Annotated in this window: 1 protein-coding gene; it reads left to right on the top strand. The window is 63.9% G+C overall.

What is annotated here, in order from left to right; all coding sequences use genetic code 11:
* A partial coding sequence (locus IE126_RS25745; RefSeq protein ID WP_189383243.1) for a transposase occupies nucleotides 1–396 on the top strand: 396 nt, incomplete at its 5' end.
* Nucleotides 397–617 lie beyond the last annotated feature (221 nt).

The following is a 617-nucleotide window of genomic DNA, read 5'->3' on the forward strand; positions in this document are numbered from 1 at the left end:
GGCTTCATCGTCACCAACCTGCCGATGGAGCCAGACTGGGTGGTGAGGTTCTACAACCAGCGCGGCACCGCAGAGCAGCACATCAAGGAAGGCAAATATGCCTTTCGCTGGACGCGGCTGTCATGCCGGAAGTTCCGGCACAACGAGGTGCGGCTGCAACTGCACGCGCTGGCCTACAACCTGGCAACCTTCCTGCGCTGCATCGAACTGCCCGAGGCCATGGCGGACTGGTCGTTGACCAGCCTGCAACTCAAGCTGATCAAGATCGGCGCCCGCGTCGTCCGCCACGCCCGCGCCATTACCTTCCAGTTGGCCGAGGTCGCCGTCACCGGCCCGATGGTGCGGGCCGTCCTTGCCGCCATCCGCCGTCTTCGAACGCCTCCGTCATGCGCATGACCACGATCCATGCCCAAGCTGAACGAAAGCGGCAGGACAGGTCCGTCTGCCGCGCGGAAAAGCGGCTCTGCCGGGCCAGAATGCTGCGGGTTCGAGGCTTGATCCACCCGACTTCGGCCGTTTGCGCGACGACAGACACCGCTCGGGGCGAAAAACGCTTGCCCAGCGAGCAAAATCAGGCGATCTTGAAGTCAAGCGGCAGGCCACTTGGGGAATGTCGG

It is taken from the genome of Gemmobacter nanjingensis, from assembly GCF_014652195.1.
Lineage (GTDB): Bacteria > Pseudomonadota > Alphaproteobacteria > Rhodobacterales > Rhodobacteraceae > Gemmobacter > Gemmobacter caeni.